This is a genomic window from Photobacterium sagamiensis (assembly GCF_050337085.1).
Classification (GTDB): Bacteria; Pseudomonadota; Gammaproteobacteria; order Enterobacterales; family Vibrionaceae; genus Photobacterium; species Photobacterium sagamiensis.
Genome location: NZ_JAKJSP010000096.1, coordinates 1 through 7,535, shown reverse-complemented (window position 1 = coordinate 7,535; position 7,535 = coordinate 1). Strand labels below are relative to the sequence as shown.

6 protein-coding genes and 1 pseudogene are annotated in these 7,535 nt (G+C 42.5%); 1 reads left to right on the top strand and 6 read right to left on the bottom strand.

All coding sequences use genetic code 11. The features are described from left to right. Nucleotides 1-193: 193 nt before the first annotated feature. From L4D76_RS28070 to L4D76_RS28050, 5 genes are all read right to left on the bottom strand, one after another. Complete coding sequence (locus tag L4D76_RS28070) at nt 194-1,180, bottom strand: TniB family NTP-binding protein (RefSeq protein WP_428444122.1); 987 nt, start codon at nt 1,178-1,180, stop codon at nt 194-196. A 12-nt stretch (nt 1,181-1,192) separates the two neighbouring features. Then, nucleotides 1,193-3,010, bottom strand: a complete 1,818-nt coding sequence (locus L4D76_RS28065; protein ID WP_428444121.1) for a Mu transposase C-terminal domain-containing protein — start codon at nt 3,008-3,010, stop codon at nt 1,193-1,195. After that, nucleotides 3,003-3,689, bottom strand: a complete 687-nt coding sequence (locus tag L4D76_RS28060; protein ID WP_428444120.1) for a TnsA endonuclease N-terminal domain-containing protein — start codon at nt 3,687-3,689, stop codon at nt 3,003-3,005. Before L4D76_RS28060 ends, L4D76_RS28065 begins: the two co-directional genes overlap by 8 nt. 146 nt (nt 3,690-3,835) lie before the next feature. Beyond that, on the bottom strand, nt 3,836-4,645 hold the full coding sequence (gene yidA / locus L4D76_RS28055) for a sugar-phosphatase (protein WP_428444119.1): 810 nt from the start codon (nt 4,643-4,645) through the stop codon (nt 3,836-3,838). A 203-nt stretch (nt 4,646-4,848) separates the two neighbouring features. Continuing rightward, a complete protein-coding gene (locus L4D76_RS28050) occupies nt 4,849-5,745 on the bottom strand; it encodes a LysR family transcriptional regulator (RefSeq protein ID WP_428444118.1) in 897 nt (298 codons plus the stop codon). Nucleotides 5,746-5,933: 188 nt separating this feature from the next. Here L4D76_RS28050 and L4D76_RS28045 point away from each other — a divergent pair, with 188 nt between their 5' ends. After that, nucleotides 5,934-7,190, top strand: a complete 1,257-nt coding sequence (locus tag L4D76_RS28045; protein ID WP_428444117.1) for an adenylosuccinate synthetase — start codon at nt 5,934-5,936, stop codon at nt 7,188-7,190. Between the two features lie 220 nt (nt 7,191-7,410). Here L4D76_RS28045 and L4D76_RS28040 read toward each other — a convergent pair. After that, a pseudogene (locus L4D76_RS28040) lies at nt 7,411-7,535 on the bottom strand (transposase); the annotation flags it as partial.

The following is a 7,535-nucleotide window of genomic DNA, read 5'->3' as shown; positions in this document are numbered from 1 at the left end:
TAAAACGCTGGCTAAGCATATAAGGGCTTGAACAAAAGTTTAAGTTTTCAAGATACTTTTCCTAATGTAAATCAACCTTGTTGGAGTCGCAACTCTAACAAGGTTCTGTCCCGAAATGAGTTACAGTTGAGAGGAATCGATGGCTTCTCCGAAAGAGTATGCATCAGAAAACATCATAAAATACCTGATAGCATCAACGAAACAGCTCGCTGATATCTCCTGGTTTGCCTCTTTTTTTGTTGTTTCGCAGGTAATCTTCCCAGCCTATAGTTTTAGGCGGATCGGCCAACATCTGTTTGGTAATAGTTGTCCCAGCTATAAATGGATTTCGCCACGTTGAAGGCTTGTCACCAGAAGTAAGCTCGGAAGCGAAAACCCAATCTTCCTCGTTAATTGAATCGCAGCCCTTTTCGATTGCTTGTATTGATGCCTGATAAATTAAGTTACGCAGTGAACGCATATTTCCATTTGAAAAAGCGTACAATTTTTTTTGCATTTTCTCTGATGATAAGCCACTTGATTTTTTAAAGGGCAAAGCTGCATCAAGGCTCTTTAAGAAGATCTCAAAAGTACCCTTATCATGTTGGTAGCTGAAAGGTCGTAAATGAAGCTGAATTGAAAACCTCCCTTGCAACTGAGAGTTAGCATCTAAAACGACTTTAGAATAAGGCATCCCAAATAGAACCATTGGACATTTTGTTTTATTCAGTATCATTTTAAGCCAGTCACCAACCCGACTGAGCACCTTATTTGATGACTTTTCAACTAAATGCTGAAATTCATCGATTATGATCAGCTCAATTTTTAATGCTGGCGCCAGTTCAACTATCCGTTTTGTCAATACAGCCGAATCACTTTCAGATAATGCAAGTGGATCATTTAATGCTAGAAGCATTTCTCTTGCAGCATCAACAGGCTTTGCATTCTCTGGTAGCTCTATGTATAACACAGGGACAATATCCCCTTCTAGATTCGAGTCTCCCTGGTTTTGTTTCAAATACTTTTTTATTATCGTAGTTTTGCCGACACCAGAAGCTCCGTATACCATCATACAGGTTGGTTCTGTTTCTAAGTCTGAGTAGTCTCGACACCTGCCCATATTTTTTAGAATTGTATTTACGTTAGGAGTGGAAACAAAAGCTCTTTTAGCCATACTAATCCGAACATTCTTATCATCCATTTACATATTCTCCTAGACGTAATCTATATCCCAACTACCACTGTCATCGGAGTCAGATTCCACAATACTGTTAGTTTGGGATTCTGCAGTAACATCCTTACGCTTCGATGATTTGGCTCTGGTAGCGTTTTCTTGATATCTAGCTCCACGGCGCTTATTTCTTATCGCAGTTTTCTTTTGCGCCATAGATTGTTCAACAAGTTCCTCTATGGCGATTTCAGCATCAATCTCAGCATCTATATCATAGTCAGAATTATTTAGCTTTTCTTTGATTTCTAGGTTTTTTTTGTGTTGCCAATAAGAAACTATACTTGCATATTCATAATCTATTGCTGGTACTTTGAAGTACTCTTCTTTATCTTCGTCAAGAACCCAAATAAACCCCATATTCTCTGGATTGTATTTAAAGGTCACTTTGTGATCACCTTTTTGACCTCTATATTCAGCCAGTCGTTCACTACTATAAGAAAGCTCTTTGTAGACAGTTATACCTTCTTTTCTTAGCATCTTCCTATCTAATTTAGCGAACCGAAAATCTAACTCTTCTTTTGAGCCACCAAACTCATCTGGTGCCCACTCTTCAGAACCTTGCCTCCAGGCAACGTTGGGACAGTTTGTCCCCCTTTTATTCGGCTTTCTGTGATAAATATCGACCAACCAAATCAAATATATTTCTGTAATTTCATTCAAAGATAAGGCCGCTTCACCGATGGAATCATAACCTTCACGTTGAAGATAGCTACTGAATGCTTTCCCTGGTAAATCATCTAATAAAGAAGTATTACTGGTGCCGTATTGTCTTTCTACATGCGGTTTATTGTCTGGTGTCTCAACTTTATTTTGATGAGTATTGATAAGGAGGCTTCCACACGCTAGATCAAAGTCTTTCGACAAAAACTCTTTACCGTTATCTGTTACAAGTAAATCTGGAATACCATAACAAAGCCAATCATGCCTTACCGAAGGATACTGAGCTAGTAGCTCCTCTTTACGGCGAATCGCATTTTTCAGAGCCAGAGCTACTGATGTATAACCTGGCGGCTCAAACCCTAAGTAGAAGCCAACAACTGCTTTGCTATAACAATCAACTAATTGAGTAAGGTATGGTCTCCCTATAGCAATTCTGTGCTCCTCATGTACAACAAATAAATCCAGCCAGGTATGATCAATCTCTACTCTTTCAAGCACGTTCGATGTAAGTATTCTTTTACCCATTCGCCGAAATTCTCGCTTCGCAACACGCTTCCCCTTACTTCCCTCTAATTTCTCGTAAGGTGTTAGCTTTTTAACTCGTTTACGAATGGACTCATAATTTGGATACTTAAAGTGTGTACCGTGAGCTAAGTTATATTGGCGAACTTTTCTCCTAACTCGTCGAAATGCAGACTGAATATTCGTTTTTCTTGCTGAAATGACGTGCTTTACCGCTTGGTCCATGAACTCAGAAACAACCTTAGGAACTTTTATATTTCTGTTTCCGCGTTGTTTAGATTTGGACGCTAGGGATACCGGGTCGTAGCCAGACTCTCGAAACTTGAGCCACCAACGGTAGATTGTTATAGAGCTAGGAATTTTTCTTTGAGATTCTCGCTGTAATTCTACTCTAAGAGGCTCAATTGTTTTGGTATTTATGCTGTCACATTGCTGACTTATCTGTTTTAGTATTGCTAAGCGAAACTGCACCTCATGCAAAATTTCATCACTAAATGCAGTTAGGTCTTTGAAGGTAGACTCCTCCTGCATTGCAAAGGGGTCACTATTTACCCCTTTGTTCTCAGGGATTGCCTGATTTGCTTTTCTATGTAAATTGGAGAATGTAGAACTAGGCATACGCTAAACCAATCTCTGTTTCTTGCGTCAGAGGAATGTCTAAATCTGCCTCAAGCAAACATTTGGACAAAAGATCACAGATTATTGGCATAATGCGCTGCCGAGATAACCCTGTTCTCGACATAAGTGATTCTATTCGTTGTGCACCATCGCTACTGAGAATAGACAACACCGCTCTTTGGATCTGACTGAGATCATTGCGAGATGCATAACGGTGGATTAACTTTAAGTTCTTAAAAAGTGTTCCAGTTCTAATTTGGTGCTCTTCGATTAATTCTAAAGCAATGCCAAATTCTTCCGCCGCAGCTACCTTTGCTTTAAACTCTTTTTTGAATTGAAATGATGATACTTCGATATCGTTTTTGACCTCATAAAGAACGAATTCACCATTTTCGAACTCGACCAGGAAATCAGGTACATACTTGTGCCTTGTACCATCCAAAACATAACTATATCGGATAGGTTGAGAGCAAAATCTTCGAATACTTTTAGCGAAATCAAAATGATAGCAAGCATCACATTCTAACGAAGATTCAACTGATACTCTTCGACCCATTTTGGCGCTAGCAAATCGATGTATGTTTTTGCCACGCGATTTTGTTAAGTTTCTCGCAGGAGTAGTAAAAGCGTCGTTGAGTGCGTCGAGTACTTCTGGGGAAGGGAAAAGGGTCGTAGACATAATATTGCCTCTTTCACCATATGTCGTAAACTTACAAAAGTATGGTATAGAAAAAGGCAATATCAAGTTATGGACGTGATAAATATCAGCTTATGGTTGTAAATATCACTTTATGGTTGTTTCAACAACTTTAATGCTGATTAGTATCAAGCGTTGAGAATGAACTTCTCGATAACTTTGGCAACACCGTCATTGTCATTGGTATCCGTGATGTAGTTTGCCAGTGCTTTGGTTTCTTCGGTAGCGTTGCCCATTGCAACGCTCAAACCCGCATATTCAAGCATGTGGTGATCATTACCCGCATCGCCCATGCAAATAACGTCACTGGCATCAATGTTCAAGTGTTCAGCCAGTGCGCTTACCCCCATACCTTTATTGCTGTTCTTGTTCATGAATTCAAGGAAGAATGGTGCGCTTTGTACTATGGTGTATTGCTCGTACAGCGATGCTGGCAGGCGGGAAATGGCTGCAGACAAACGCTCTGGTTCATCAATCATCATGACCTTTAAGATCTCTTCGCCGTTGTCCAGCTCGGCAAAATCAACCTCAGTAATTTCCAGGCCATTTATTTTTGCTTCATGGTTGGTGTAGTGGTTGTTTTCTGGTGTGATCAACCCTTGGCGGCGAGAAAAAGCATGGACGTGAACACCAAAATCGTGGCTGAGGCTGCCAATGTTTTTAGCATCAGTCCCTTTTAGCAACTGGCTGCGAATAACAGTCTGACTTTCTACTCTTTGAACCAGCGAGCCGTTGTAACAAAGCACATAATCATCATTGCTTGTAAGATCCAGTTCATGCAGAGATTTTGTCATTCCCTCAAGCGGACGGCCAGAAGCTAATACGACATTTACCCCCATTGCGCGCGCTTTTGCAATAGCTTGTTTGGTTCTTGCTGAAATCGAACCTTGTGAGTTAAGCAAGGTGCCATCCATGTCTAATGCAACCAGTTTGTACATTACAATTCATCCAAAGTAAAAAAATTTGATGGCGGCAGTTTAATCAATTTATGTGACGAACTCGACAAAAATCGGTGGCAAAGCGATGAAGGCTTCAATTGCGTTGATTTTCATCAAATCGGAGAAAGTCTGTTATATACGTTACGAAGAGTTAATAAACGTCTTTGAAAAAAGGGCGTATGCACGCCCTTTCGGTTGGTTAATTATCCCTTTCTTTTAGAACTCGTTATTTCATCATTTACCCAGTGCAGCAATTGCTTAATGGCGCGGGAAAGGATTTGATTTTGCCGCACAATGTAACCCAGGCTGGTGGTGGGGAATTGGGGTAGCGGCGTGATCTTGGTTTGTAGGTTCAGCTTAGGGTGCAGGGAGAACTCAGGCACAATCGCCACCCCAAAGCCCGCTTCAGCCCAATCAATCTGGGCATCGACGCTACCGACTTCCATGACACGGTATTTTGGCAGGTTAAGCTGAGGAAGGGCAGAATCAATCAGATCACGGGTGCGGGTATCGTGGCCCAGCAGGATCAGTGTCGGCTCTTCCTGTAACTGCTCTTGGGGCTGTATTTTTCCTTGTTGCCACTCGGTAAGGCCGTTACCTAATGCACACCATTTTACTTGTTGAAGCTCAGTAAAGTGCAGGGGCTGGCTTTCCTTCTGCGCCATCACAAAACCGAGATCGGCTTTAGCACTTTTAACCAGTTCAGCCGCCTGTGCCGACGTGGTATTGAGTAAAGAAAGATCAATGCCCGGGAATTCGGTTTTAAATGATTGGAACGGTGAGATCAGTAACAGACGTGAAATAATATCACTTGCCGCAATGGTTAATGTGCCCTTGCAAAGATCATTTATGGCATTCAGATCAGCCTGACAGGTTTGTAGTTCCATCAGGGTATTTTCGGCACTTTGCAGCAGCCGGTAGCCCGCCTGAGTCAATCTGAACGGGCTACGTTCTATCAACTTTACCCGTGTGGATTGCTCTAATTGCTTGATATGTAAACTCACATTGGGTTGTGTCATGTGTAGCTCAGTGGCAGTTTTACCAAAGTGTTTCAGCTTGGCTAAACTTACGAAGGTATTGAGCCAATGGATATCTAACATAGGTGATCCTGTCTTTGGGGGGCGGGTAGAGAGTGTCGGTACATATACTCGCTGTTCGAAACTCATCACTCAGTCCGGATCAACATTAATCTCATATGGAATCCTTATCAAGCTAATAACAATAATTAATTATTCTTATTATCCATTGAGGCCTAGGATAGTGGCTTCGCTTTTGAGGAGATTAAATCATGTCGTCTATCGTTGTTGTTGGTGCTAACTGGGGTGATGAAGGTAAAGGCCGTATTGTTGATTATTTAGCAGGTGAAGCATCTGCGAGTATTCGTTTCCAGGGTGGTAACAATGCAGGTCATACTGTGGTTAACGACTTCGGAACCTTCAAATTACACCAACTACCGAGCGGCGTATTTAATCCCGACTGTATTGCGGTGCTAGGCCCGGGTATGGTGATCAGTCCCGCTCCTTTGTCTGAAGAACTGGTTGAAATTAAAGCGGCTGGCGTTAACGTCAAAATGTGTATTTCAGACCGTGCGACTCTTTGTCTTCCACTCCACGCTATCGAAGATACTTTAGAGGAAGAGCGTTTAGGCGACGGTGCATACGGTTCAACACGCCAGGGCATAGCACCCGCTTATGGCGACCGAGTGATGAAGAAAGGCATTCTGGTCGGATGGCTGAAACAGCCGGAAGTACTGCTTGAACGTATCCAGTTCATGCTGGACTGGAAACTACCGCAGTTAAAAGCGCTGTATCCAACGTTTGAATTTACTCAAACAGCAGAAGAGATGACCGAGTGGCTACTGGAAGTGTCTGCGCCATGGCGAGATGCAATTTGCAATGTGACTGAGCCATTAAAAACACTGCAAACACAAGGTGAGAACCTGCTTTTCGAAGCGCAGCTAGGTGCCGGTCGTGATTTGGTGTTTGGCGAATACCCGTGGACAACCTCTTCTAATGTTACAGCAGCGTATGCGGGGATCGGCAGTGGTTTGCCGGCACTTCGCCCTGAGCGTGTTATTGCTGTTGCAAAATCTTTTAGCTCATCGGTGGGTACAGGTACGCTGGTCACGGCGATGGCTGAGCAGGATAATTTCCGTGAAGCTGCTAATGAATATGGTGCAGTGACTGGCCGTCCTCGTGATATGGGTTATTTCGATGCGGTAGCCACTCGAAACGGTGTTGAACTTCAGGCAGCAACAGAAGTTGCACTGACGAAGATCGACTGTTTAAGCGGTATGCAAGACCTGAAAATCTGTGTTGCTTATGAAGGTGAGCATTGCGAGAACCCTATCTGGCCGCAAACTGCTGAACTTGCACCTATCTATGAGCAGCTTGCAGGCTGGGACGAAGACATTACAGGTTGCCGCACGTTTGATAGTTTGCCAGTAGCAGCACAAAATTATGTGTTGCGCATTGAAGAGCTGATGGGTGTGCCGATAAAAATGATTTCTGTTGGCCCAGAGCGCGATCAGATGATCAATCGCTAATCGGTTTTATTAATATTGAAGAAGCAAAGGCAGCGAGTATTCGCTGCCTTTTTTATTTATATCCAAACTACCTCAAGATGCGAGATTCAATCATGAGGTAGTTCTGGCATATAAGTAACTAAGAAAAACTTATTTCAAATAAGTTGCCATAGCCATCTAACAAGGCAGCGATTTCTGCTTCCAGTGTTTCTTTACTCCAAGTAATAAAGCGGCGTCTGTAATACTTGGCCTGTTTCCAAAGGATTTCGATCAGATTCAATTCCGGACTGTATGCCGGAAGATAGACCAATATCATGTAATGTTGCATCAGCCAGTGTTCTAGGGTTTTCTGATCGATCCCATGGT